Below are 25,398 nucleotides of genomic sequence, written 5' to 3'. Positions count from 1 at the left end.
AACCGATCACGAGGGCGTCGGCGGTGCTGCGGGCGGCCAGTGGGCGGCGGGGTGCAGTCCAGCGGGGGTCCCGCGGCGGCGGGCCGGGGCGGTGCCCGCCGGTCCGGGCCCGTGGTGGAGCATCCGTTCGGTGCCTCCGGCCAGGATGACGGGCATTTTCACCATGTCGAGCAGGGCCGTGAGCCCGGGGCGGGCGGCCAGCGGGGCGAGCACCGTCTCGCGCTCCCCGGCGGTGAGGGCGCCGAGCCGCCGCCCGGTGCGGGCCAGGGCGTAGCCGTCGGCGGCCGCGGCGGCGGCCCGCAGTCCGAGCCGGGCGTGGGCGGGCATGGCCGCGACGGCGGCTTCGAGCCGGTCCCCCACGCCCGCCGTCCAGGGTTCGGTGCCGTCGTCGGCGAGGAGGGCGGCGGCGAGCGCGTGCAGGCTCACCGGCTGCCCACCTCCGCGTGCGCGGTGCCCGCCAGCGTCCACTCCTTCTCCGGGCGCCAGTGGCCCCACCAGCGTTCCAGGAGGATGCGGGCGTCGGCGGTCTCGCTGTTGCGGCAGACGGAGAGGCTGCCGTCCGGGTCCCGGTACTCCAGCGCGAGGGTGCGCCCGGGCGGCTGGGTGACCTCGACGCGGATGCGGCGGAGCCCGGCACGGCCCGTCACCGTCCAGGTGGGCAGGCCGATTCGGGCCCGGAACCGGCCGGGGCCCGCCCAGCCCGCGGCGGAGCGCTCGGCCCGCCGGGGCCAGGTGCGGCCGCCGTGCCGGAGGCGCAGGAAGACCAGCGGGGGCAGGCGGCGCAGCCCCGGGCGGGTCGAGACGGCGGCGACGATCTCCAGCACGCCGTCCTTCCCGAGGTCCGCGTGGAGCCAGGCCCAGCGGCGGGCGTTGCCGTGCCCGTAGATGCGGGCGGAGGCGCCGGGGGCGGCGCGCACGGCGAGGGTGCGGCCCTCGTAGGAGAAGACGCCGTCGTAGGAGGCCCGTGCGGCGGGCAGCATCTGTGCCGCGGGGAGGAGGGGCGGCGCCAGGACCAGCGGGGAAGGTGAACAGGGTGGTTCCCCGGCCCGTTCGGCCAGGTCCCAGGAGAAGCCGCCCGCCCGGCCCGCCAGCCGGCCGGGTACGGCCAGGACGCCGCCGGCGGTGAAGCCGTCGTCCGGGGCGGGCCCGGGCCCGGCTCCGTCGGCGCTCTCCGCTTCCGGCTCCCGGACGGACCCGTCGGTGTTCTGGCCTGCGGTTTCGCCGACGGGTGACCGCCCGGGCCACGGTACGGGCCCGAAACGGGCGTGCCGTACGGGACCGTCCTGGGGGAACGCGGCCGCCCAGCCGTGCGCGTAGGGACGGGAGCCGTCGGTCGGGGCGGTCAGTTCGTGGTGGAGCCAGATCCCGGTGCCGGTCGCCGGGTCGGTCAGGGTGGTGTACCAGACCTCCGTGCGCCCGGCGGTGCCGTCCCACCGGGGGGCGAGGTGGCGGCCGTCCGCTTCCGGGCCGACCGGGGTCTGCCGGCTGTCCGGGGTCTGCGTGTTCCGCCGGCCCGCCGGGCGCGGGAAGCGGAAGCTCGCCAGGAACGGCAGGAGCCCGGTGGCCAGTGGGAAGCGCAGCGTGCCCTCGCCCACACGCGTCCCGTCCTCGTACAGCGTGAACGGCAGCCGGGTCATCGAGGTGAGGGGGCGGGCGGGCGTCACCGACTTCCAGCCGTCCAGGAGCAGCCGGCGGTCTCCGGCGGTGAACGGGAGGCGGTAGCGGATGCGCCGCCGGGCGAGCGGGGAGATCTCCAACTCGCCCGTGGCGTACGGGTCGTCGGCCAGGCCGCTGATCCGGACGCGGCCGGTGAGCCCGGCGCGGGTGGTGGCCCAGGGGCGCAGCACACCGTCGGCCCGGGCGTGCAGGTCGAGGCGTATGCGCCGCGGCGGCTCGCGGCCGTCGAGGTGGACGGTGCCGAGCATCGTCTCGCTGAAACGCGTCTCCCGCGGGCTCATGAGTCCTCTCCCGCCAGCATGATCCGTTCGGTGGCGGCGAGGTACTCGCCGGCCGCCGCGTGGGCGGCCCCGCCGTCGCCGGCCACGACCGCTTCGACGACCGGGGCCAGCCGGTCGTGGGCGGCCGCCGGGTCCCCGAAGGGCGCGGCCAGCGCGGAGCGGATGGGCAGATAGGCCTGGAAGAGGGTGTTGGTGAGGAGGACGTAGACGCGGTTGCCGGTCGCCCTGGCCAGGGCCCGGTGCACTTCGACGTCGGCGAGCTGCACGGCGTCCGCGCACTCGGCCGCGGCCACCGCCGCCAGCAGGGCACGGAGCCCGTCCCGCTGGGCCGCGGTGGCCCGGACGGCGGCGCGTTCGGCGATCAACGCGCCGACGGCGCGCCGTACTTCGAAGACCTCGCCGATCCAGCCGGAGCTGTGCCGCACGAGCATCGGCAGCAGGTCCGCCCCGCCCAGGCGGGCGTAGTCGCGGACGCGGGTGCCCACGCCGTGCCGGGTCTCCAGGAGCCCGGCCTGGACCAGCCGGCCGAAGGCGTGCTTGAGGGTGGTGCGGGTGACGCCGTAGCCGTGCGCCAGTTCGCGCTCGGGCGGCAGGTAGTCGCCCACCGGATGCCGGCCGGCGAGGATGTCCTCGCGCAGCCGGTCCTCCAGTACGTCGACGATGGTCTGACGAGGCAGCGCCTCCACGGCATCCCTCCCGGGAGCGTTGACCCGAGCCGGATTGGCTCAGTGGATGAGCCACTCAACCAACAGCCGCCGACTCGGTCAACCCTCCTGTTCGCCGACTCGTTCGACTCCTTGGCCCATGCCGCGATCCTCCACGGTCGGGATCCGCCGCGGCGGCACTCTCGCCCGAGGGGCGGCGGCCCCGTACGGGCCCGGCGTCAGGAGCGCAGCGGGCGGACACCGATGGTGATGAGGGCCGGGGCGCTGCCGGGGGTTCTCGTGGTGCAGCCGGACGCCATCGGGCAGCCGCCGCAGCCCCGGGGCGGGCAGCCGGGGGTGATCTCCTCGCGGGTCAGCCGTCCCCGGGACACCCAGTAGTCGAGCATCGCCGACGCCTCGTCCCGGGACACCCCGGCTTCCCGGGCCAGGTCGTCCAGGGTGCGGGCGCGGCCCTCCGTCACCGCCGTGAGCACCCGGCGCAGCGGGCTCATGTGATGAGCCTTCCCACCTGGAAGACGGCCACCGCCAGGAGCCATGCCATCGCCATCATCGTCACCATGCTCCAGAGCGTCAGACGGCGGCCGATCACCGAACTCTGCGCGGCAACCGTCGCCACGCACGGTGTGTAGGCCAGCAGGAAGACCATGAAGGCGAGGGCGGCGGCGGCGCCGTGGCCGCCGGAGGAGTGGTCGAAGGTGCGCCGCAGTTCCTCGCCGAGCGTTCCGGGTTTCCGGCCGTCGGCCGGCTCCTCCGTGCCGTAGGTCTGCGCCATCGTCGAGACCACGGCCTCCTTGGCGACGAAGCCGGGGATCAGGGCCGCGGAGGCGTGCCAGTCGCCGAAGCCCGCCGGGGCGAACACCGGGGCGACCGCCCGCGAGACCCCGCCGAAGGCGCTGTCCTCGACGGCGACCCGGCCGAAGCCCCTGTCTGCGCCCGCTCCGTCCTGGGCGGCGCCCAGCGGGATGGAGGACAGCAGCCACACGGCGGCGACCGTGGCGACGATGACGCCTCCCGCGGTCTTCAGGAAGGCGGCGAGCTTCTGCCGGGCCTGGGCCGCGACGACCCGCGGCAGGGGCAGGCGGTAGGGCGGCAGTTCGAGGACGAGGGCGTCGGCGCGCGCTCCCCCGAACAGCAGGGGACGCAGCAGCAGTCCGGCGCCGACCACCAGCAGCACCGACAGCACGTACAGGAAGAACACCACGGTCCCGGCACTGCTGCCGAAGAAGACGCCGGCGATCAGGATGTAGACCGTCAGCCGCGCGCTGCAGGTGACGAGGGGCAGCACCATGCCGAGCAGCAGCCGCTGCCGCCGGTCGCCGAGGATGCGGGCGGCCGAGAGCGCGGGGACGTTGCAGCCGAAGCCGACGATGATCGGCAGAAACGCCTTGCCGGGCAGGCCGATCGTCCGCATCAGGCGGTCGACGAGGAACGCGGCGCGCGCCATGTACCCGGAGTCCTCCAGCAGGCCGAGGAGGACGAACATGATGACGATCAGCGGTGCGAAGGACAGCAGTTGCCCGACGCCCGGAACGATCCCGTGGACGACGAGCCCCGCGAGCGGGTTGCCGTCCGGGTCCCCGGTGAGCCGTGCCGCGAAGGAGGCGACGGGCCCGGCGAAGAAGTCGGACAGCCCGGTCTGCAGCGGGGCGGCGAGGGTGGTGGTGGTCTGGAAGACGGCCCACATCGAGGCCAGGAAGACAGGCAGGCCGAAGAGGCGGGAGGTGAGCACCCGGTCGACGCGGTCGCTGCGGGTGGCGCGGGAGGTGCCGGCGTCCCCGCCGCGGTGCACGGCGGCCGCCATGACCCGGTGCACCCATGCGTAGCGGCCCTCGGCGAGGAGGGTCTGCACGTCCCAGTCCTCGTCGTACGTCTCGTCCCGCGCGCCCGCGCCGCCGCGGCCGTCCTCCCCGTTGCCCTCCTGTCCGGTGCCCTCCTGTCCGGTGCGGCCCTCCGCCGCGGACCGGGCCCCGGCGGCCAGCCGCTCCCCCAGCCGCGCCGCCAGTGCCGGCACCTCTTCCGGAACGCCGGGCACCCGCGCACCGCTGAGCAGCCGCAGCGCGACCCAGCGCGCGGGGCGGCGCTCGCCGGGAGCCTGCCGCGCCAGGACCCGGAGCAGGTCCCGTACGGCCGACTCGACCGGCTCGCCGAGGGCCGCCGGAGGCGGCGCCTCCCCGTGCCGGTGCGCCCGTTCGACCGCGGCCGCGAGTTCCGGCAGGCCGCGTCCCTCCCGGGCGGACACCGGTACCACCGGGGCGCCGATCCCGGCCGCGAGGGCGGCGTCGTCGATCCGCAGGCCCCGCTGCCCGGCGATGTCGGTCATGGTGAGCGCCACCACGAGCGGCACGCCGGTGTCCTTGAGCTGGGCGCAGAGATAGAGGTTCCGGGCCAGGTTGGCCGCGTCGAGGACCGCCACCACCACATCGGGCCGCTCGGCCGGGTCCGCGGAGACGAGAAGGTCCTGGGTCAGCTCCTCGTCCGGCGAGGCGGGGACGAGGCTGTACGTGCCGGGGAGGTCGGTGACCGACATGACGTGCGCCCCGGCTCCCCCGGTTCCCCGGGCCGCGGGCCGCCAGGTGCCGGAGGCGACCTCGACCGTCTTGCCCGGCCAGTTGCCGACCTTCCGGCGGGCGCCGGTGAGGGCGTTGAACAGGGTGGATTTCCCCGTGTTCGGGTTGCCGACGAGGACGACCCGGAGGGGCGCGTCGTCGCGGGCCACCGTCGCGCCGGGGGGCGCGGCCGCGCCGTGGGCCTCACAGCAGGGCTTCATTCCGGCGCTCCGTGGACGACGAGTGCCGCGGCCGTGCGGTTGTCGAGCGCGGTCCGGGTGTCACCGTGCGCGACCACGAGCCCGCCCGCGAGCCCCCGGGCGAGCACGCGCAGCTCGGTCCCGGGGACGAAGCCCAGTTCGAGGAGGCGCAGCCGCAGCTCGCGGTCGGCCGCGATCCGGCGCAGCCGGACGGGCTCGGAGGTCCGCCATTCGTACAGAGTCACGGTTCGCCCCTTCGTCCCGGCCGGGAGCCGTCCGGCAGGGGCGGAACACGGTCCGGCCCTGGCCTACCTGAACCGACCTGAGGTTAGGCATGCCTAATATACGTCCGTGCCGGGGGTGATCCGGCGGGACCAATGGCCCCGATGAGCGGGCCGGTCGGCCCTGCCCGGAGCCGGGCCCGGCGGCCGTGGGCGGGGCACGGCCGCCGGCACCTCCCGGGTGCGGCGCCCGGAGTGACGCGGTCCGGATGTGCGACGCGCCGGCGATCGCGCGGGTGGCCGGATCCAGCCGCCGGGCCACCGGAGCGAGTACCGCCTGCCGCTGTTCCGCCTTCCCACCCGGCACTGCCGCATCTGGAATCACACGTCCCGGTTCCCGGGTGTCCGATATCAAAGGAAAGGCCCCGCGCGTCCTGCGCTGCCCTGTGGCGGCGGCCTCTTGCCGATCGTCCGCGTCTTGGGCATGATTCGGCCAACCGTCTACGGAACGCCGAACTACCGTGTGTACCGAGGGAGTTGGGCAGTCCGGTGCCGGCGCAAGCGAGCGATGCGAGTTCCCTTTTCCGATAGGAGAGCACATGGCCGAGCACGCGCAGAACGACGAGCCCCTGTTCGAGGAGTTCGACCACGCGGTGTACTCCCGCTGTTCGAACAACAACATGCCGATGTTCGCGACCTTCGTCCCGCTGAGCGAGGACGAGCAGGCCGAGGTCGACGACGTGCTGGCACTGTCCTGACCTGCCCGCGTCCGCTACTCGCTCGGGGACCGCTGGTGCGAGCTCGCCTCGCGCGCCGGCGGTCCCCGACCGTGGCACCGTGACCGCCCGCTAGGAGTGGAATGTACAGCGCGTCCCCCCTGCTGCTGAGCACCTCGGCCACCCTGCTCGCCGGCGACCGGGTCTTCGTGGGCAACCAGCCCGACGACTTCGCGGTCGGCCCGCTGGCCGGCCCGGCGGACACGGTCTGTGTGCTGGGCCTGGGGTACGGCGGATCGCTCCGTCCCCTGCTCGCGGCGTCGCCCGGGAGCCGCGTCACGGCCGTGGACCTCGACCCGGACATGGTGACGGTGACGCGCGCGCTCTTCCGGCAGCACTTCCCCGGGACCGACTTCCGCACCGTGGTGGCCGACGCGTCCGCCTTCCTCGACGGGAGCGAGCGCTACGACCTCGTCGTGATCGACGTCTACGCGGGCGAGTCGTACCCGGACTTCCTGCTCACCGAGCCCTTTTGGCGCCGGGTGCGCGGCGCCGTCGCGCCGGGCGGCACGGCCCTGCTCAACGCCTGGGGACTGCCCGAACACCTGCGGCCCCTCGCCCCGCCGTCCCCAGCACGTGCTCGCCGGCCTGCTGGCCCCCCTCTGGCCGCACGCCGCCTACCTCTCCTGCCGCCGCAATATGACGGTCGTTCTCCGGGACACCCGGGAAGACGTCCCCTCCGAGACGGGCCGCGGCGCGGAGGCGGGCCGCGGCGCGCGGCTCTCCCGTACGGACGAGGCCGTGCTGGCGCTGCAACGGCTGCGGCTGGCCCGCGCGGCGGACTTCCGCGTGGCCGCGGACCCGCCCGAGGGCGACGCCGACCGGGCGGTACCCCGCACCCCGGAGCAGCTGGACGCCGAAATGGCCCGGCGCTGGCCGGAGATGCTGGCCGAGGTCCGGGCCCACGCCGAGGCCGCCGGTGCCGACGCCTCCGCCGTGGGGACCCGGGAGTTCTACCGGCGCCGGGAGGTGGCGGTCCCGACGACCCTGGAGCTCGCCCGGCGCGGGCACCCCGCCGCGGCCCTGCTGCCCACCGTCGCGGCCGCGCTCACGTTCGGCGGGGACACCTCGCTCGGGTGGTACGGCGACTGGATCGCGGAGGAGGCGGAGTCGCTGGCCGCGGAGCATCCCGAGTGGCTGACCAGGACCGCTCTCCCCCAGGCCCTCGCCATGGCCGCCAACCCGCTGGTGCCCGAGTGGTCCTGGACGAACCGCCTGCTGAAGCGGACGAGTGCCGTGACGGCCGCCTCATGAGCGCACCGGCTCCTCCCCGGAAGTCGTCGCTGCCGTCGCGGTTCTGGCTCTTCTGGTCCTGTTTGACGGCGGGCAGCCTCGCGGACGGGATGACGCTCATCGCGCTGACCTGGGCGGCGGCCACGGTCACCGACAACGCCTTCTCCATCGCGCTGGTCGCGATGGCGGAGCGACTGCCGTGGCTGCTGTTCGCGCTCCCCGTGGGCGCCCTCGTGGACCGGCTGCCCAGGGTCGGGCTGATGGCCGTCACCGGCGCCGCGCGGGCCGCCGCCATGCTGGTGCTGGGGGTGCTGCTCCTGGCCACCGACGTACCGGTGGCCGTGCTGGCGCTCTTCGCCCTGTTCTTCGGAGCGACCGAGGTGGCCTACGGCGTCGCCGCCGACACGGCGGTTCCCCTGCTCGTCCCCGGACAGAGCCTGGCACGGGCCAACGGCCACGTCCGGGCCAGCCAGATCCTCTCGAACGACTTCGTGGGCCGGCCGCTCGGCGGCCTGCTCCTCAAATCGGGGCTGGCCGTACCGTTCCTGGGCAACGCCCTGCTCAACGGTGCCTCCGCCGGGGCGCTCCTGCTGATGCGGCGCCGGGTGACCGACCCGCCGCCGCCCGCGCCCACCGAGAACGGCTCGGTCCGGGCGGAGCTGGGCGCCGGCCTGAAGCTGGTGTGGCGGGACCCGCTCCTGCGCGTCCTGGCGGCCAGCGCCGTGGTCCTCAACAGCTTCTACGCGACCATGCTCGCGGGCCAGGTGCTCTTCGTCCGCGAGACCCTCGGCCTCGACGCCCTCGGCTACGCGCTGCTGCTCTCCTGCGCGGCCCTCGGGGGCGTCGCCGGCAGCCAGTACGCGCGCCGGCTGCTGGACCGGTGGGGCGTGGAGCGTTCGCTGACGGCGGCGCTGTGGGTGATGGCTCTGTGCTTCCTCGGCGTCGGTCTGATGTCGACCGTGCCGGTCGTCGTCGGGCTGTACGCGCTCGCCTCCGCCGGCGTGGCGCTCTGGAGCGTCACCACGCTGACCGTACGGCAGCTGGCGGTGCCCGACGCGAAGCTCGGCCGGGTCAACGCCACCTTCCGCACGGTGACGTTCGGAATGAGCGCCGTTGGCATGCTCCTGGGCGGACTCCTCGTCGAGGCCGCCGCCGGACCACTCGGGTTGCGGGACGCCCTGCGGGTCCCCTACCTGGCAAGCGGCGCGGCGTATCTGCTGCTCGCCGGATTCCTCCGGCTCCGCCTCGGGGACGACCGCATCGTCACAGGGAAGAGAGGAGAGTCCGATCGACAAGACGCTTCAGGTGGTCGATGACTTCTACGCGGACCCGGACCGGGTGCGCGCCCTGGCCCTGGAAAGGGGGGACTGGTCACCGCAGAAGACCGACGAGGGCCGTACCTACGACGCCGAGACCTACAACTCCTTCGCCGGGCGCGGGGTCGCCGAGGCCTTCGGCGAGATCCTCGGCATCCGCGTGCGGTACGACCCGGCGGTGATGGGTTTCGGCGTGTTCGCCTTCACCGGGGAGTCCGCGAACGTCCCGCTGACCACCCACTACGACGACACCGACTGGGCGGGCATCGTCTACCTGGTCCCGCCCGGCCGGTGCGATGGCGGCCTGTCCTTCTTCCGGCACCGCGACAGCGGCCTCCTGGGCCCGCCGGACGACGCGAAGGCCGTGGAGCTCGGCTACGACGACCGCGAGCACTGGATGAAGGACGTCTATTTCCCGGACAAGGTGCGGCCGGAGGCATGGGAGGAGATGTCCCGCGTCAGCATGGTCTACAACCGCCTGGTCCTGCTGCGCGGCGGCACCCGCTTCCACCGGGCGAGTTCGGGCTTCGGCACCAGCCCGTCCGACGGACGCCTGACCCAGCGCTTCTTCTTCGACGAAGAGAGGGCCTCGTGATGCGCAGCAGACTGATCGTCGTCGACGACTTCTACGCCGACCCGGACAGCGTGCGGGCCGCCGCGCTCCGCTCCGACTTCAAGAGCGCGAGCCGGTACAACTACCCGGGCTGGCAGAGCAACAAGGCGCTCAGCACGGACGCGCTCCAGCGGGCGATCGAGCGGATCGTGGGGTCGGCGGTCCACGTGGACGGGGACCGGCTCACGTGGGGCGGCTTCCGGGTGATCACCGAGGAGACCGGGCGCGCCACCAAGGTGCACGCGGACACCGCGGTGGACTGGGCCGGCATGGTCTACCTCACCCCCGGCGCACCCGCCGCCGCGGGCACCGGGTTCTTCCGGCACCGGGAGACGGGGTTCAGCCGGCCGCCCAGCGACCGGGTGGCGAGGTCGCTCGGGTTCGCCGACGCCGACGCCTTCGAGGAGGGGGTCGCCCGGCGCGACATGGCCGACCTCGGCAAGTGGGAACTGACGGACTGGGTCGCCCCGGTCTACAACCGGCTGGTGCTCTTCCGCGGCTGCGAGCTCTACCACGCGCCGCTCGGCGGACTGGGGGACCGTCCGGCCAACGCGCGGATCACCCACAACTTCTTCTTCAACGAGGTCCGTTCCGTCCCCGGCGCGGTGCGCCGGATGCCGGCCCCGGCGGAAGCGGCGGTGCGGTGACCGCCCCCCGCGTCGAGCGCGCGCTCGGCGGTGACCTCCTGGTCGTCGACGGCTTCTACCAGGACCCGGACCGCGTCAGGGAACTGGCCCTCGCGGCCGAGTACCGCGGCTTCGGCGAGGCGGCGAACTTCCCCGGCCGGGAGAGCGTCAGGGCCTACGCCTCCGAGGGGCACGCCCGGCGCCTGGCGGAGATCGTCGGCACCCCCGTCTCCCACGACCCCCGGCAGCTGGTGTTCGGCAAGTTCCGGATCGCGACCCGGTCCGACTCCGGGCAGACCCGCGTGCACCTCGACTTCGTCGACTGGACGGCCGTGGTCTACCTCTCGCCGGCCGAACACGCCCGGGGCGGGCTGGGGTTCTACCGCCACCTCCCCACCGGCCTGGACCGGGTCCCGGCGGGCGGCGAGCTGGCCCGCTTCGGCTGCCGGAGCAGGGAGGAGTTCGACGAGCGGTACGTCCTGCGGGACACCGCCTCGGAGGACCGGTGGGAAACCCTCCACGAGGTGGAGCTGGCCTACAACCGGTGCGTCGTCTTCCGAGGGGGCCGCCTCTTCCACGGCATCACCGAGCTGTTCGGCGACGCCCCCGAGGAAGGCCGGCTCACCCAGAACTTCTTCTTCATGGAAGGCGAGCCCGCCCGGTCTCCCCGGACGGGTGACGAGAGGAGCAGAACCCGTGCATAGCCTGCTGGATGTGGTGCTGGCCGAGGTCGGCGACGACACGGCCGGCCCCGGCGGCTGCGGCCTGCTGCCGCTGGACGGCCGGCTGCGGGGGCCCGCCGGCACCGACCCGGTCCTTGCCTCTCCCCTGCCCGCCGCCGGAGTGCCCCTGGCGCGGACCGCGGCCGAGGTCGCCGCGGCCGGTCTGGGCATGCGGACCCTGGCCCTCGTCGTCAAGGAGGAGACCGGCCTGCGCACGCTGGCGCTCGTCGACGGCTGGCTCCTGCTCCGCGGCCACGGTGCCGGAACCGACCTGCGCGGCGCGGACCTGCGGGGCGCGGACCTGACGGGGGCCCGGCTGACCGGTGCGGACCTCTCCGGCGCCGACCTCTCGGGCAGCCGGCTGGAGAGCGCCGACCTGGCCCGCGCCGGCCTGCGCTCCGCCGATCTCTCGGGAGCGACGCTGCGCCGGGCCAGCCTCTTCGGCGCGGACCTCACCGAGGCCGACCTGCGGCGCACCGACCTCCGCCACTCCGACCTGCGCGAGTCCACCTGCCGGCGAGCGGCCTTCCGCGGAGCGGACTTCTGGTCCGCGTACGTCTGGGACGTGTCCTTCGACGAGGCGTTCACCGAGGGTGCGGACATCGAGCGCGCGGACTACCGGGGGACGCACCTGCCCAAGCCCGTCAACGCCCGCGTGTGAAGGAGCAGGCCCATGCCCACGACGGAGTTCCTCGGCCTCCCCGAAGCCCCGGAGCGGGGGCCCGTCCGCACGCTGCGGGTGGCGCTGGTGTGCATGCCCTGGGCGGCGCTCGACATGCCCTCGATGGCCATCAGCACCCTCGCGCCGGCCGCCAGCGCGCTGGAGGAGGTCGACGCGGTCGACACCGTCTATGCCAACATCCGCTGGGCCGACCACGTCCACGAGCGCACCGGGGGCGCCATCGGCAGCGCCGACTACGGGCGCATCGTCGACGGTTACTACGTGGCGACCGGTGAGTGGATCTTCTCGCCCGCCCTGTACGGCTTCGAGGAACCGGTCGGGTCGGCCTTCCACACCTCGGCGACCGGCAGTGGGGCCGATCTGCGGGCAGCGGTGGAGATGTACCGGCTCAGCTCCGGCTTCGTCGACGCGCTCGCCGGCGAACTGGCCGCCGGCGGGTACGACCTGGTCGGGATGACCAGCACCTTCGACCAGAACATGCCGAGTCTGGCCCTGGCCCGCGCCCTCAAGGAACGCGCTCCCCGGGTGGTCACGGTCATGGGCGGCGCCAACTGCGACGACGTGCAGGGCGAAGCGCTGCACCGGAACTTCCCCTTCCTGGACTATGTGGTGCGCGGCGAGGGGGAGTTGGTCTTCCCCGCGCTGCTGCGGCTGCTGGCCCGTACGGAGCCGGGCGCTGCCCCGGCGGCGGCACGGCTCGGCGCGGTCCCCGGACTGTGCTGGCGGGACGCCGGGGGCCGGGCGCGGGCCAACAGGCAGCCGGCGGCGGGGCTTCCCATCGACGCCGTTCCCGAGGCGGACCTCAGCGGCTATTTCGCCACCTTCCGGGCCGCCCGGGCGGTGGCGGACGTGGAGCCGAAGATCCAGCTCGAGGGCGGACGGGGCTGCTGGTGGGGCGAGAAGCACCACTGCACCTTCTGCGGACTGAACGGCTCCCTGATGGCCTTCCGGGCGAAGTCCTCCGACCGCGTCCTGGCCGAGATCGCCAACGCGGTCCGCGACCACCAGGTCCTCGACGTCGTCTTCGCGGACAACATCATGGACATGGGCTACCTCCGCGACCTGCTCCCGAAGCTCGCCGAGCAGCCCTGGGACCTGCGGCTCTTCTTCGAGATCAAGTCGAACCTCGGGATGGGCCAGCTCAAGGTGCTGGCCGATGCCGGGGTCACCCAGGTCCAGCCGGGCATCGAGAGCCTGAGCACCCATGTGCTCCAGTTGATGCGCAAGGGCGTCACCGGCTGGCAGAACGTACGCCTGCTGCGGGACAGCCGCACCGTCGCCGTCTTCCCCGGCTGGAACTTCCTCTACGGCTTCCCCGGGGAGACGGAGGCCGACTACGAGCAGATCATCGAGCAGCTGCCGGGGCTCTGGCACCTCACCCCGCCCGAGGGTGTCTACCGGGCCGTCCTCACCCGCTTCAGCCCTTTCTACAACGACCCCGGGCTGGGCCTGGAGAACCTCGGCCCCTCCGGGCTGTTGCAGAAGGTCTACCGGCTACCCGCCGAGGAGGTGGCCGACATCGGCTACGTGTTCGAGAGCAGACCCGCCGGCATCTCCGAGGAGGTCGCGGACCGCCTGCGGGCCGCCGTGGACACCTGGCGCGCCCACCACCGGGGCCGCCGGCTGGTGGCGCTCCCCGAGGGGGACACGCTGCGGATCGTCGACGAGCGCACCCCCACCCCGGTCCAGGAGGTGCTCCACACCCCGCTCGCCGTCGCGGTCTTCCGCGCCACCCTGAAGGGCCGCTCCGCCGCGGGCGTCACCCGCGAGGTGACCGCACAGGGACTCCCGGGGACCGAGGACCGGGTGACCGGGCTGCTGGAGGAGTGGCGGGAGCGGCGCTGGCTCTTCCACGAGGACGGCCGGTACGTGGCCCTGCCCACCGGACTCGGCCATGAGTGAACCGGCCCGGACCACCACCCGGTCTTCCCTCCTGGTGCCCTGCTCGCCCGAGGACGCCCCCGGCAGGGAGACGCTGGCGGCCTGGGCGCGCTCGGGCATGCGCGGCCTGGTGATCAACCGTCCCGTCCGCCTCTCCACCACTGACCCGGCCGCGACCGCGCGTTTCCTGCACCTGCTCACCGAGGCCGCGGGGACCGGCCTGCGGGTCTACTGGGAGGGCGGCACCGGGGACGTACCGGCAGAGCTGCTGCACCATCTGGACCCGCCGCGGGGCGACGCCGGACCGGCCTGGCCCGTCCCGCCCGCGCCCCTGCTGACCCTGCGGCGCGGACCGGGCTTCGTGGTCGTCGACGACCTGCGCGACGCACGGGCACCGCGCCGCCACACCGTCCCGGACCGGCCCTACGGGCACCTGCTGCGCGCGTACGCGGCCCCGGCCGCCCCGGACCCCGGCGACCGGCGTGCGCTGGCCCACCTCGCGAAGGAGCGCCTGGTGCTCGCGCTGGGCCCCGGCCACTGTCTGGCCCTGCCCGTGCGCTTCGCCTACGCCAGGGTGTGAGCGGTGGAATGGTACGACGCCCCGCACGGCCCGCTGTCCACCACGCGCCTGGCGAACGGGCTGACCGTGGTCGCCCAGCGGGACCCGGCCCTGCGCGGGCTCCACGTCCACCTGCGGTACGACGTCGGTTCCCGGGACGAGGCACCCGGCCACCACGGTCTCGCGCACTTCCTGGAGCACCTGATGTTCCTGGGCACCCGCCGGCACCCGGATTTCCTGGAGACCCTCCGGCGCGCCGGTGCCCGGGACGTCAACGCGTCCACCAGCCAGGACCGTTCGGCCTTCACCATGACCGTCCCCTCCGAACTGCTGCCGCAGGCCCTGGCCATGGAGGCCGACCGGATGACCGGCCTGGCGCGGGTGCTCGACGAGCGGGCCCTCGCCGACCATCTGACGCTGGTCCGGCGGGAGGAACGGGAGCGCTGCCGCGGGCCCTTCGGCGACGCGGCGCGGCTGCTCTTCGAACACGCGTACCCTCCCGGTCATCCCTACCGCCACCCGTCGATGGGCGACACGGACGCGCTGGGCCGCCTCTCCCCCGAGGAGGTCGCCCGCTTCCACCGCCGGCACTACCGGCCCGAGCGGGCCACCCTGGTCGTGGTCGGCGACCTGGACCCGGAGGCGGTGGCCGGCACGGCCGCCGCGACCCTCGGCGCCGCCCCCGGGGGCGGCGGCGTCCCGCCGCGCAGGGACGGGACCGGCGGACCGCTCCGCGGCTCGCCCGCCGTCGCCCGGGCCACCAGCCCCGCAGGCACCCCGCCCCGGGTGTACGCCCTGCTGCACACTCCGCCGTACGGCGCCCGGGAACACCCCGCGTACGCCGTGCTGGCGGCCGTTCTCGGCCTGGGCAGGGGCAGCCGGCTGTTCCGCTCGGCCGTACGCGGCGCCCGCATCGCCCGCCCGGCCGGGGAGTTGATGGCCTCGTGGGAGCTGGAGCGGGGCAGTTCGCTGCTCTACGGCGCGGTGACCGCCACGCCGGGCACCACCGGGGCACGCCTGCTGGACGGCGTGCGGACCGTTCTCGCCTCGGTGTCCGACGGCCTCACGCCCCGGGAACTCCAGCGGGCCGTACGGCTCGTCCGATGGCAGCGGCTCGCCGGGCTGGACGACCCGGCCCGGCGGGCGGAGGCGTTCGCCGTCCACACCCGCGTCACCGGCGGGGCGCACCACGCGTACACCGCGGCCGAGGCGGTCGCCGACGTCACCGAGCAGGCCGTCGTGCACGCCGCCGGGCGGAGCACGGCCGCCGCGACCTTCCTCGTCTGTGGCGATGCCGGCACCGTGGCCGCGGAGACCGCGCGGTGAGGGCGTCCCGCGCACGGACACCCCGGACCCGGCTGGTCCCCGTCCACCTGCCCGGCAGGCTGACGGCCTCCGCCTCCCTGCTCCTGCGGCACGGTGCGGGAGCGGACCCGCCGGGCCGGGAGGGCACCGGGTCCACCTGGGCGGTGCTCCTGCGCCGCGACAGCGGAGCCGGTGAGCGGGGAGCGCGGGAGTGCTTCGAGACCGGGCTGGAGGAGCTGGGCACGACCCTCACCCTCGGCCTGGGGTGGCAGGCGGTCCGGCTCACGCTCGACTCGACTCCGGACTGCCTGGCGGACGCCCTCGCCCTGCTGGCCCGGGCCCTCGGCGCGTTCTGCCCCAAGCCTCAGGAGGTGCGGGCGCTCGCGCAGCGCCGCGGCCGGGCCCTCGCCGCGGCCCGCCGGGCACCCGGCGGATCCGCGGGACCGCTGCTCGACGCGGCGCTGTTCCCGGGCAGCCGGTACGGACGCGGTATGGCCGGTGACGCCGACTCCGCCCCGCGCGTCGACGCCGACGCCGTGCGCGCCTTTCACCGGGGCCTGTTGAGCGCGCCCCGCGACCTCGTGGTCGCCGCCGACCTCGCGCGGGTGGACCTGCGCGCCCTCGTCCGGGCCTGCCCGTCTCCGGCGCCGGAGACGGCGGCCGAGACGCTGCACCGGGGATCTTCGGAGCCCGGGCAGCCGAGCCCGGCGGACGATCTCGCCGCCTCGGTGCGGCCCCTGACCCTGCGGCGACGCACCGGGGGCGGGGGGTGCGTGGTGATGCTCGGGGTTCGGGCCACGACCCGGGACGACGCCCCCTTGTTCCTGGAGATCGCCCGCCGCCTCCTTGTGGCGACCGCCTCGTCCCGGCTCTCCCGGGCCCTGCGGGACACGTCCGCCCTGGCCTACTCCGTGCACGGCGAGCTGTGGCGGGACGGCGGGGTCTGCTCGCTCCGGCTCCGTTTCGAGGTGGCCCGGGCTCTGGTGCCGCCGGCCACAGTGACCGCGCTCGGCGAGCTGTTCGGCCTCGCGGCAGGCGAGGTGGACGCGGACGACCTGCGCAGCACGGTCGAGGCGTACCAGCGGGACAGCGCCGCCACCACCGGCAGCCCCGCGGCCGTGGCGGCAGCCGGCACCGCGCCGTCGGCCGTACCGGCGGAGCCCCCGCCCACAGGCCTCACCCCGGCCGGGTTTCGCACCGGAGCAGCGGAGTTGCTCGGGCCGGAGCGGGTGGCGGTGGTGGTGGACGGCGCACTCCACGGGCCGGAGGAGATACGGCGAGCCGTCGTGGCCGCGGCCCGGCGGGGCCCGCCGGGCCGCGCGGACGCGCTCCTCGCCTACGCTCGCCGCGTCGCTGCCTCCGGCACGGAGTCGTCGGGCGACGGCATCGGTGACGACAGGGATGTCCAGCAGGAAGAAGAGATCGATGCAGGACGCACCACAAGCAGCCGGAACTGATGGGGAGTTCCCCCCGGACGCCGATGTGGCGTCGACCATCGCGGGGTCCCGCAGGGTGGTACAGAGGAAGGTGGCGGCGCAGAACGGCGTTCCCACGTTCTTCGACAACAGGATGCTGCTGCTCGCCGAGATCGCGCACTCCGCCCTCGACGGCGCACCGGACGCCCGCCGGTCGGAGCAATTCCACGCCGCAGTGGCGGAGTTGACCGACTTTCTCCGCCGGGCAGAAGCGCCGCGGTTCGCCGACCCCACGGAAAGACTCGGCAGATCGCTGCGGGAGGTGCACGCGGCGATGGCCGCCGACCAGCGCACCATCCATCGGAGTCAGGGCGTCATGTCGACCCTGACCTGGGCGGGTCTGCCGCTCGTCAAGTCGGTCTACGATGCCGCGATCATCCCCATGCTGATCTCCGAGCTGCGGCCGGCGAGCATCATCGAACTCGGCTCCGGCTCGGGGGCGAGCGCTGTCTGGATGGCGGACGTGGCCGCCTCGGCGGGGCTGGAGCCGGCCGTCCTCTCCGTCGACCGGAAGCCGGTGGCCGCGCGGGACGCACGCGTGACCTTCCTCCGGGGCGACCTCACCGAGATCGAGACGGTACTGGGCCGGGCCGAGTTGTCGGCCCTGGAACACCCGTGGCTGGTCGTCGAGGACGCCCACGTGAACGTCAGGGGCGTCCTCGCGCACTTCGACACCGTTGCGCGGCCGGGCGACTACCTCGTCATCGAGGACAGCATCGTCAAGCGGGCCGACCTGCTGGCCTTCCTCGAGTCGGCCGGGCAGCGATACGCCCTGGACACCCGCTACACGGACGCCTTCGGGGAGAATGTCACCAGCGCCGTCGACTCGGTCCTCATACGCCGGTAGGACGCCTCCCGCAGGCGGGGACGACCGCCAGGGGCTCCCCGCGAGCCACGTCACCGGCCCGGCGGCCGGGGCCGCCCGGCGCCGGTCCCCGTCTTCCGCCACGGAGCCGGCCACGGCCGAACCCGTGCGCCGGCCCCTCGGCATGCGAGCGCCCCACCGCGCACCGGGCGTGCGGGGTGGGGCGCCGCGCGTCAGCCCCGGCCGAAGAGCGACTTCCAGCCGGAGCCGCCGGCCTTGGCCTTGCCCGCCGCCGAGTCGCAGTCGCACCGCTTGGAGGCCGGGACGCCCGCCAGCACCTGGTCGACATGTCCACCGCATCCGGAGTAGGTGAACTTTCCGCAGGTACGGCAGGTAACACGCTGGCACATGGCATTTTCCCTTCGTTGGTCTCTTCCCTGCCGCCGACTATACCCCCTGGGGTATTAAAACCCCAAGGGGGTATCCCACCTACGGGTTCCCGGGGCCCGCGGGTGCGTCCGCCCGCCGGAACGGGCCGGTCCGTCCCTCCGCCCGGCGTCCGCTTCGCCCGTTCGCCCCGTGTCGCCCTCCGGGCCCTCCGGCCGGCCCCGTGATGCTGGGACGGTGGACGACGAGGATGCGGTACGGCGGTGGGAACACCGGGGTCAGCTGCCGCTGATCACGGCCTCCCTGCTCTACCTGGCGGCCTACACCCTCACGGTGCTGGACCAGGACGCCTCACCGGCCTGGCGGCTCGCCTGGGCCTGGACCATGTTCGTCACCTGGGCCCTGTTCGCCGCCGACTATCTGGTGCGGCTGGCGCTCAGCCGGCGCCGCTGGACGTTCGTGCGGGGGCACTGGCTGGACGTGATCGTCCTGGTTCTGCCCGCGCTCCGGCCGCTGGCGCTGGTCCGGTATCTGTACCGGCGCCGACCCCGGCGCCGGAGCCCGCTGCTGTCCCTGGAGGGACAGGTCATGGCGTACAGCGGCCTGACCGCGCTGCTGCTGGGCTTCGTCGGCGCCCTGTCCGTCTACCGCGCCGAGCGCGGTGCGCGGGAGGCGACCATCGAGAACTTCGGTGACGCCCTGTGGTGGGTCTGCGTCACGCTTTCCACCACCGGTTACGGGGACGTGGCGCCGGTGACCTTTCACGGCCGGCTCGTCGGCGTGCTCCTGATGAGCGTGGGCGTCGGGCTGATCGGTGCGGTGGTCGGCGTGTTCTCGTCCTGGCTGGTGCAGAGCTTCCGGCAGCGCGAGGAGGAGGACGCGGGCGGGGTCGGCGGCGGTCCGTGAGCCTTCTCCGGACGGGCGTGGCGGGCGCCGCCGCGGAGCTCCCGCGCCCGGCGGCGCACCGGTGGCGGGGGCCGGGGCCCGGGCCGCCCGGGGCCGGGGCCGGGAACCGCCCTGGTGCCGCGCACCGCTGTGCGGCCGGCCGGAGGCCCGGGCGGACAGCCTCCGCGGCCGCCGGAACCCCCGTTCCCGGCGGCCGCGGAAAGTGCGGGTCCGGCCCGGCGCCCCCATCGCCCGGGCCCGCCCCTCCGGCCCGGCGCTCCGGGACCCGGGCGTTCCGGGGTACCGGACTACGGCGGTGTCCCGCGCCTCAGCCGATACGCGCGCAGAGGTCGTCCGTCGTACCGGCCGCCATGGTGACGGTCTTGTAGCCGGTCGGGCCGATCTCCAGGGTGTAGGCGCCGTCGACGATGTAGAGGCCGCGCGCCAGATTGCCGCCGTTCTCGCCGACGCCCACCAGCACCGGGCCGAGCACCGTCCAGAACTGCGAGCCGTCGGTGCGGTACTCGACGACGGCGGTACCGCTCGCGTCGGCGTCGTACCAGGCGCCGGTCTCCTGGTTGGTGACCCGGATGACCAGGTCTCCCTTGTACGCGACCCGCTTCGCGGAGCCGTCGGGCCGGGTCTCCAGGACCCGCCGCACCACCTCGTCCACCACCGGCTCCCCGTGAACGGGGAAGTCGCAGCGGGCCCCGGCCGGAACGTCCCACGGCGCGGACGGCGCCGGCTCCCAGCGCGTGCCCTGCGCCGCGGAGGCCGCCGCGGCGGGCCCCGGACCGGAGGCGGCCGTGGCGGGCGGTGCGGTGCCGAGCAGTGCCGTGACGAGGACGGGCAGGACGAGAGTGGTGCGTCGCATGGCCGCTTCTCCTGAGGAAGGGGACGGGTCGGAAGGTGCTGGCCGTCAGCCTCTCCCCGGCCGCTCACCACACTCTCACCACCGGATGCCGGCGGCCCGGGGCAGGCACGGCCCCCACCCTCCCTCCGGACCGCGGCCGGCGGCCGGCTCCCCCGCACCCCGTGACGCGAGGCCCGGCCTCCCGGCTAGGGTCGGCCGGGTCATGGAGTTCCAACTGCTCGGTGCCTTCGGCGCCCGTCACGAGGGGCGGCCGGTCCTCGAGGGCGTCCGCCGCCAGGAGCGCTGCCTGCTGGCGGTCCTGCTGCTCTGCCCGGGGCGTGCCGTCACCACCGAGCGCCTCATCGACCTCCTCTGGGACGGCGCCGCCCCGGCCTCGGCGCGCGGCACCGTCCACACCTACGTCGGCCGGCTGCGGGCCGCCCTCCGGCCGTACGGGCCGCGGATCGGCACCCGGCACGACGGCTACGCCCTCGACCCCGCCGGGGCGGTGACCGACGCCGGGGAGTTCGTCCGCCTCGTGCGGGAGGCGGCCGCCGCGACGGATCCCGACGAACGCGTCCGGCTCCAGGACCGGGCCCTCGCGCTGTGGCGGGGGCCGCTGCTCGCGGGCACCGCCGGCGACCGGCTGCGCGACCGGCTCGGCGGCGAACTGGAGGAGCTGCGGCTCTCCGCGCTGGAGCAGCGGGCCGGGACGCAGCTCGACATGGGTCTCCACGAGCGGGTGGCGGCCGGTCTGGCCGCCCCGGCCCGGGAGCATCCGGAGCGGGAGGGGCTGGTCGCACGGCGGATGACGGCGCTGTACCGGAGCGGCCGGCAGTCCGAGGCGCTGGAGCTGTACCGGGAGACCCGCGGCGCCCTGGCGGAGAGGTTCGGCGTCGAGCCGGGCGAGGGGCTGCGCGGCCTGCACGAACGCGTCCTGCGCGGTGACCCCGGACTGGACCGGCCGCCGGCGCCCGTCCACGCCGTGCGGGTCCGCGGGGAGTGGCTGCCGTGGAACACCAGCGGCCACCCGGCCCTGGAGTTCTGCAACACCTACGCCGGCTGGGGCGGTCCGCGGCGGCCCGGCTCGGAGTGGCTGCGCGGTTACCGCACGCTCGCCGTCTGGGCCGGCCATCTGGACCTGACGGAGGATCATCTCGTCACCCGGCTGACCGGGCGGGCCCGGCAGCGGCCGGACGAGGCGGCGGCCGCGCTGGCGGAGGCCCGGGAGTTCCGCTCGGACCTCTACGCCTGCCTGACGGACCCCGGCGATGTGCGGGCCTTCAAGGCGGTGGCGGCCGTGGCCGAGGAGGCCGCCGGGCTCGCGGAGTTCGTGCGCGGCGAGGACGGGCTCGGACTCTGGCGCCTCTCCCCCGCCGCAGGTCTGCGGCTGCCCCTCCTCGCGGTCGCCCGCAGCGCAGCCGAACTCCTGGCCGACGCACGGCGGTTCACCGTACGCGCCTGCCCGGGCCCGGACTGCGGCTGGCTGTTCCCCGACCGGAGCGGACAGCGCCGCTGGTGCAGCCTCGGCACCTGCGGCAGCCACCGGCGGCAGTGACAGCGCGGCCGTCCTTCCGTGTCCCCTCGCGCGGACGCGTTCGGGGCGCCCCGCCGCGCACGCCGAGCCGGTGACTGAGGCGTCCTCGGGTGGGACGTCAGGCGCTCCGCAGCGTGAGTGCCCCGTGCGGATCCAGGTCCAGGCGGGTGCCGAGGTCGCGGCTCGCCCGGTCCAGGACGGTCCGCAGCCAGGCGGCGTCCTCCCGGGAGGCGTGCCGCAGCGTCATGCGCCGGGCCTGCAGGGGCACCATCCGCAGTCCCATCAGCCGGCCGGTGTCCGGCTCCAGCCGGGCGAGGTGGAGCAGCCGCAGATCGTCCCGGTAGCGCTCGTATCCGGTGATGCCCTCGTAGTCGTCGACGAGGTCTCCGCAGCCGTACAGGACGAGCTTGCCCCGATATGTCTCCAGGGGGCGGGGGTGGTGCGAGGAGTGGCCGTGGACGACGTCCGCCCCGCCGTCGACGAGCGCGTGCGCGAAGCGGATCTGCTGCCGGGCGACGCCGTAGCCCCAGTTGGAGCCCCAGTGGACGGAGACGACGACGAGGTCGCCCGGGCGCCGCGCCCGCCGGATTCGGCCGGTGATCGCGTGCGCGGCGGCCTCGGAGGGCTCGCTCACCACGGCGACTCCGGCCCGGTCCTCCGTCGCGGCCCAGTCGGGCGGCACTCCGCTGGACGGCATGGCGAGGGCGAGCACCAGGAGGCGGCCGCCGCCGCCGAGCGGTACCGCGGCGGGACGCCAGGCGGACCCGGCGTCGTGTCCGGCCCCGGCCGTGCGGAGCCCGGCGCCGGACAGGGTGCCGAGGGTCTCCTCCAGGCCGGGGCGGCCGAAGTCCAGGACGTGGTTGTTGGCGAGCACGCAGACGTCCGGGCGGACCGCCGCCAGCGCGGGGAGGTTGTCCGGGCTCATCCGGTAGTGGACCTCCTTGCCGGGGGCGAACGCGCCGCTCCGGGTGACGCTCGTCTCCAGGTTGATCACGCGGGCGTCGGGGGCGGCCTCCTCGGCCACGCGGAGGGCCTCGCCCCAGGGCCAGGAGAACGGGGCGGGGCGCGGGACGGGCCCGTTCGCGGCTTCCGCCAGCCCGACGTAGGCGCGGGCGTCCGGGGTGTACGTCTCCCGCAGCGCGGGATCTCCGGCGCCGGGGAGGATCTGGTCGACTCCGCGGCCGAGCATCACGTCGCCGGTGAGGAGGAGGGTGACCGGTGCCCTGGCCATGCCTCCAGGCTAGCCCCGCGCCGCCGGGCCGGCCTGTCCGGAGACGCGCCGGGGGATCGCGCGTGCGGAAGCGGGAGGAAGCGGGAAGCGGCGGGGAGACCGGCGGCCTGGCCGGGGTGGCCGCGCCGGTCAGCCCTTGGGCGCCAGCCCCCGGGCCCGCAGCCACAGCAGTTGCTCGCGCGCCTGCGCTCCGTAGCCGCCGCCGTGGTCCGCGCAGCGCCAGGCGCGGATCTCCCGCTGCCCGGCGTAGCGGTGGTAGGCGGCGTAGACGGTGGACGGCGGGCAGACCGGGTCCATCAGCCCGGCGCTGAAGAGCGCGGGAGCGGAGGCCCGGGAGGCGAAGTGCACCCCGTCGAAGTGGTCGAGGGTGGCGAAGGCGCTCTCGTACCGGTCGGGGCTGTGCTTGCGCAGATACCTGGCGATCTCGGTGTACGGCCCCTCGGAGGCCACGTCCACGCCCCGCCGGTAGTGGCACAGAAACGGTACGTCGATCAGCGCGCCCGCGATCTCGCCGGGCGCGAGGCCCGCGACGGCCAGGGCGAGGCCGCCGCCCTGGCTGCCCCCGGCGACGGCGACGCGCTCCGGGTCCGCCCGGGGCAGGGCGCGGACGGCGTCGACCGCGCGCACGCAGTCGGTCATCAGCCGCCGGTAGTAGTGGTGGCGCGGGTCCTCGATGCCGCGGGTCATGAAGCCCTCGGCCCACTGGGTGCCGGAGCCCTCGCCCCGGTCGGGGGTGTCGTGGCCCTGGCCGCGGCTGTCGACGACCAGGTGCGCGTAGCCCGCCGAGGAGTACAGCAGCCGGTCGGTGGGCAGACCCCGGCCTCCGGTGTAGCCCAGGAACTCGACGACGACGGGCAGCGGCCCGCCGGTACCCCGGGGCACCAGCAGCCAGGCCGCGACGGGCTCGCCGCGCCAGCCGGGGAAGCGGACGTCGTAGACGTCGGCGCTGGTGAGCAACGCGTCCCGGACCGGGGTGAGTTCGGGCTCCCCGGTGTGGGCGCGCGCCTCCCGCAGGGTGTCCGCCCAGAAGGCGTCGAAACCGGCCGGCTCGGGCAGTTCGGGCCGGTAGTCGGCGAGTGCGCCGGGGGGCAGATCGGTGAGCGGCACGGACGACCTCGTCTCGGTGGGCGGGCGGGGGCGCGCCCGACCGGCGGCGGACACGGGACGGACGGCGGACACGGCGGCAGGGACGGGCCCCGGTGGCACGACGGGCGGGGCGCGTCAGGACGGTGCGGGCACGGAGTCCGGGAGGCCGGGGACCCGGAGCCCGGACCCGGAGCCCGGGAAGCCCGGAGCGGACGGCCGCGCGGGCCGGGCACGGGTCCCGGCACCGTCGGCACGCCGGGCATCCCATCACCGCGCGGTTCCGGCGTCAAGACCGCTCCGGAGCGGGACGGTGAGCCGCCCCGGCGCCGGAAGGCCGCAGGCCGGGAGGGGTGGAGTCCGCCCGCCGGCTTCTCCGGTACGGGCCGCCGGCGCCCCTCTCGCCGGAGCGGCCGGGCACCCGGCCGGCCGTGTCACCGGGGAACGGCACCGTGTCACCCGGACCGCGCCTCCCGCCGCGGCGGGAGGCGTGGGACGGGGTGACACGGGATGATCCGGGACGCGGAACGGGCCGCCGCCCGGGCGCGGCCGCTTCCCGGCGGCCGGGGGCAGCCCCGGAGGGTCGCACGGCCGTTCGCAGCGCTTCGGTATCGTCCACATCTGCCCCCGGCGCGGCCCGCACGCCGCCCGGGCGCGGCACGCCCGCCGGTCTCGTCCGGAGGCACGGCCCGCCGCCGGAGCATACGCCCCGGCAGGCGAAGGCTTCCGGTGCCCGGCCCGACGGGACGGTCACCGGACGGGCCCGGACCCCCGCAGTCCGGGCCGGGCACGGCAGGCGGGCCGGTCACCTGGGGAGGTCACCGGCCCGCCTGTACCGGGGCCGGACCAAGGGCCGGGCGGCGGCGCACCCCGGCAGCGCGGGGACCGGCCGCGGGGCTCAGCCGTGCGGGACCACCGCGACCGGGCAGGGCGCGTGGTGCAGCACCGCGTGGGTGACGTGGCCGAGCGGTGAGGCGCGGCCCTTCCCGCGGACGCGGTGGCCGACGACCAGCAGATCGGTGCCGGCACCGGCGGTGATGAGACCGGGACCGGCACTGCCGCGGACGACCTCCTCGGTGATCCCGACCGCCGGGTACCTCTCCCGCCACGGGGCGACCGCATCGGCGAGATACCGTCTCGCCGGTCCCTCGTACTCGTCGAGCACCTCCATGTCCTGCGGGATCGTGGCCCAGCCGTAGGCGCGCTGGGCGTCCCAGACGTGGACGGCCTTGATCACGGCGCCCCGGGCGGCGGCGGCCTCGAAGGCGAACGCGACGGGCTCGTCCGCCTCGTGGTGGAGGTCGAAGCCGACGGCTACGGCCCCGTGCTCGGGCGCGCCGGCGTCGTACCCGGCCCGTACGAGGACCACGGGCCGCTCGGAGCGGCCGACGACGGCCAGACTCACCGAGCCCATGAGATGCCCGGCCACGCCGGTCAGCCCGCGGGAGCCGAGCACCAGCAGCTCGGCGTCCTGGCCGAGGATGCTCTGCACGGGAGGCCCGGACTCCCGCAGGATCTCTACCGGCAGATCCGGATGTCGCCCGCGGAGGCGCCGCTCGAGCTGCTCCAGCCGCTCGTCCGCCCAGGCGTACCCGTTCTGCGGGCCCAGGGCTTTCTCCACGTCGCTCGGCAGCGTCTCCCGGGCGCAGACGATGCGCAGTGGCCGGCCGCGGAGCACCGCCTCGCGCGCCGCCCAGTCCGCGGCGGTCAGGCTCTGCGGGGACCCGTCGACCCCCGCGACAACCGAATGCAGCAATGTCTCTCTCCTCCGCGGGCTGGCCGGCACGGGGAGGACCGGTGGCCGCGGGTGCGGTCCGGCGCGCGGGCGGTGCCGCCGCG

The 25,398-nt window shown here is 75.3% G+C and carries 25 protein-coding genes and 1 pseudogene; 15 read left to right on the top strand and 11 right to left on the bottom strand.

What is annotated here, in order from left to right; translation table 11 throughout:
• Positions 1-6: 6 nt before the first annotated feature.
• The 6 genes from E4N63_RS30200 to E4N63_RS30175 all read right to left on the bottom strand — a co-directional run bounded on the left by E4N63_RS30200 (position 7) and on the right by E4N63_RS30175 (position 5,614).
• Positions 7-426, bottom strand: a complete 420-nt coding sequence (locus E4N63_RS30200) for a hypothetical protein (RefSeq protein WP_230242256.1) — start codon at positions 424-426, stop codon at positions 7-9.
• Positions 423-1,958: a hypothetical protein gene (locus E4N63_RS30195; RefSeq protein ID WP_230242254.1), complete on the bottom strand. Its 1,536-nt coding sequence runs from the start codon at positions 1,956-1,958 to the stop codon at positions 423-425. Before E4N63_RS30195 ends, E4N63_RS30200 begins: the two co-directional genes overlap by 4 nt.
• Positions 1,955-2,644, bottom strand: coding sequence for a FadR/GntR family transcriptional regulator (locus E4N63_RS30190; protein WP_230242253.1), 690 nt, complete (start codon positions 2,642-2,644; stop codon positions 1,955-1,957). The genes E4N63_RS30195 and E4N63_RS30190 overlap by 4 nt, the downstream gene beginning before the upstream one ends.
• A gap of 197 nt (positions 2,645-2,841) precedes the next feature.
• Positions 2,842-3,114, bottom strand: coding sequence for a FeoC-like transcriptional regulator (locus E4N63_RS30185; protein ID WP_230242252.1), 273 nt, complete (start codon positions 3,112-3,114; stop codon positions 2,842-2,844).
• The gene (feoB, locus tag E4N63_RS30180) at positions 3,111-5,390 is read right to left on the bottom strand and encodes a ferrous iron transport protein B (protein ID WP_125626615.1); all 2,280 of its coding nucleotides are present in this window, start codon (positions 5,388-5,390) and stop codon (positions 3,111-3,113) included. The genes E4N63_RS30185 and feoB overlap by 4 nt, the downstream gene beginning before the upstream one ends.
• Complete coding sequence (locus E4N63_RS30175) at positions 5,387-5,614, bottom strand: FeoA family protein (RefSeq protein WP_050363872.1); 228 nt, start codon at positions 5,612-5,614, stop codon at positions 5,387-5,389. The genes feoB and E4N63_RS30175 overlap by 4 nt, the downstream gene beginning before the upstream one ends.
• Positions 5,615-6,189: 575 nt before the next feature.
• Between E4N63_RS30175 and E4N63_RS30170 the strand changes: the two genes are divergently transcribed.
• The 13 genes and pseudogenes from E4N63_RS30170 (at position 6,190) to E4N63_RS30115 (ending at position 17,625) form a co-directional block, all read left to right on the top strand.
• Complete coding sequence (locus tag E4N63_RS30170; RefSeq protein WP_019707897.1) at positions 6,190-6,348, top strand: hypothetical protein; 159 nt, start codon at positions 6,190-6,192, stop codon at positions 6,346-6,348.
• A gap of 101 nt (positions 6,349-6,449) precedes the next feature.
• Positions 6,450-6,782: pseudogene (locus E4N63_RS31630) on the top strand (methyltransferase domain-containing protein); the annotation flags it as partial.
• 160 nt (positions 6,783-6,942) lie between these two features.
• Complete coding sequence (locus tag E4N63_RS30165; RefSeq protein ID WP_230242251.1) at positions 6,943-7,620, top strand: hypothetical protein; 678 nt, start codon at positions 6,943-6,945, stop codon at positions 7,618-7,620.
• A complete protein-coding gene (locus E4N63_RS30160; protein ID WP_230242250.1) occupies positions 7,617-8,915 on the top strand; it encodes an MFS transporter in 1,299 nt (432 codons plus the stop codon). Before E4N63_RS30165 ends, E4N63_RS30160 begins: the two co-directional genes overlap by 4 nt.
• Positions 8,905-9,510, top strand: a complete 606-nt coding sequence (locus tag E4N63_RS30155; protein ID WP_125625816.1) for a DUF6445 family protein — start codon at positions 8,905-8,907, stop codon at positions 9,508-9,510. Before E4N63_RS30160 ends, E4N63_RS30155 begins: the two co-directional genes overlap by 11 nt.
• Positions 9,510-10,175, top strand: a complete 666-nt coding sequence (locus E4N63_RS30150; protein ID WP_230242249.1) for a DUF6445 family protein — start codon at positions 9,510-9,512, stop codon at positions 10,173-10,175. Before E4N63_RS30155 ends, E4N63_RS30150 begins: the two co-directional genes overlap by 1 nt.
• Positions 10,172-10,858 (top strand): DUF6445 family protein, encoded by a 687-nt coding sequence (locus tag E4N63_RS30145; protein ID WP_125625814.1) that lies wholly within the window; start codon positions 10,172-10,174, stop codon positions 10,856-10,858. The genes E4N63_RS30150 and E4N63_RS30145 overlap by 4 nt, the downstream gene beginning before the upstream one ends.
• Positions 10,851-11,537, top strand: a complete 687-nt coding sequence (locus E4N63_RS30140; RefSeq protein WP_228429632.1) for a pentapeptide repeat-containing protein — start codon at positions 10,851-10,853, stop codon at positions 11,535-11,537. Before E4N63_RS30145 ends, E4N63_RS30140 begins: the two co-directional genes overlap by 8 nt.
• A 12-nt stretch (positions 11,538-11,549) precedes the next feature.
• Positions 11,550-13,460, top strand: a complete 1,911-nt coding sequence (locus E4N63_RS30135; protein WP_230242248.1) for a RiPP maturation radical SAM C-methyltransferase — start codon at positions 11,550-11,552, stop codon at positions 13,458-13,460.
• Positions 13,453-14,019 (top strand): DUF5825 family protein, encoded by a 567-nt coding sequence (locus E4N63_RS30130; RefSeq protein ID WP_230242246.1) that lies wholly within the window; start codon positions 13,453-13,455, stop codon positions 14,017-14,019. Before E4N63_RS30135 ends, E4N63_RS30130 begins: the two co-directional genes overlap by 8 nt.
• 3 nt (positions 14,020-14,022) lie before the next feature.
• A complete protein-coding gene (locus tag E4N63_RS30125; RefSeq protein ID WP_230242244.1) occupies positions 14,023-15,324 on the top strand; it encodes a pitrilysin family protein in 1,302 nt (433 codons plus the stop codon).
• On the top strand, positions 15,321-16,760 hold the full coding sequence (locus tag E4N63_RS30120; protein ID WP_230242243.1) for a hypothetical protein: 1,440 nt from the start codon (positions 15,321-15,323) through the stop codon (positions 16,758-16,760). The genes E4N63_RS30125 and E4N63_RS30120 overlap by 4 nt, the downstream gene beginning before the upstream one ends.
• Positions 16,729-17,625: a CmcI family methyltransferase gene (locus E4N63_RS30115; RefSeq protein WP_230242242.1), complete on the top strand. Its 897-nt coding sequence runs from the start codon at positions 16,729-16,731 to the stop codon at positions 17,623-17,625. The genes E4N63_RS30120 and E4N63_RS30115 overlap by 32 nt, the downstream gene beginning before the upstream one ends.
• Before the next feature lie 191 nt (positions 17,626-17,816).
• Here the strand turns inward: E4N63_RS30115 and E4N63_RS30110 are convergent, their stop codons facing one another.
• Positions 17,817-17,993 (bottom strand): hypothetical protein, encoded by a 177-nt coding sequence (locus tag E4N63_RS30110; RefSeq protein WP_185831325.1) that lies wholly within the window; start codon positions 17,991-17,993, stop codon positions 17,817-17,819.
• A gap of 214 nt (positions 17,994-18,207) precedes the next feature.
• Here E4N63_RS30110 and E4N63_RS30105 point away from each other — a divergent pair, with 214 nt between their 5' ends.
• Positions 18,208-18,876, top strand: a complete 669-nt coding sequence (locus E4N63_RS30105) for a potassium channel family protein (RefSeq protein ID WP_125625808.1) — start codon at positions 18,208-18,210, stop codon at positions 18,874-18,876.
• A 307-nt stretch (positions 18,877-19,183) separates the two neighbouring features.
• On the opposite strand, the gene E4N63_RS30100 is transcribed toward E4N63_RS30105, so the two are convergent.
• Entirely contained in the window at positions 19,184-19,729 is a 546-nt protein-coding gene (locus E4N63_RS30100) for a hypothetical protein (protein WP_230242241.1), read from the bottom strand.
• A gap of 202 nt (positions 19,730-19,931) precedes the next feature.
• On the opposite strand from E4N63_RS30100, the gene E4N63_RS30095 reads away from it, so the two are divergent.
• On the top strand, positions 19,932-21,266 hold the full coding sequence (locus E4N63_RS30095; RefSeq protein WP_230242240.1) for a BTAD domain-containing putative transcriptional regulator: 1,335 nt from the start codon (positions 19,932-19,934) through the stop codon (positions 21,264-21,266).
• A 97-nt stretch (positions 21,267-21,363) separates the two neighbouring features.
• On the opposite strand, the gene E4N63_RS30090 is transcribed toward E4N63_RS30095, so the two are convergent.
• The 3 genes from E4N63_RS30090 to E4N63_RS30080 form a co-directional block, all read right to left on the bottom strand.
• Positions 21,364-22,476 (bottom strand): CapA family protein, encoded by a 1,113-nt coding sequence (locus E4N63_RS30090; RefSeq protein WP_230242239.1) that lies wholly within the window; start codon positions 22,474-22,476, stop codon positions 21,364-21,366.
• 129 nt (positions 22,477-22,605) lie between these two features.
• A complete protein-coding gene (locus E4N63_RS30085; RefSeq protein ID WP_230242238.1) occupies positions 22,606-23,583 on the bottom strand; it encodes an acetylxylan esterase in 978 nt (325 codons plus the stop codon).
• 874 nt (positions 23,584-24,457) lie between these two features.
• On the bottom strand, positions 24,458-25,315 hold the full coding sequence (locus E4N63_RS30080) for a universal stress protein (protein ID WP_185831150.1): 858 nt from the start codon (positions 25,313-25,315) through the stop codon (positions 24,458-24,460).
• Positions 25,316-25,398 lie beyond the last annotated feature (83 nt).

The sequence above is a fragment of the Streptomyces sp. MNU89 genome (genome assembly GCF_020982505.1).
Taxonomy (GTDB): domain Bacteria; phylum Actinomycetota; class Actinomycetes; order Streptomycetales; family Streptomycetaceae; genus Streptomyces; species Streptomyces xinghaiensis.
This window is presented reverse-complemented; position numbering and strand designations above follow the sequence as displayed.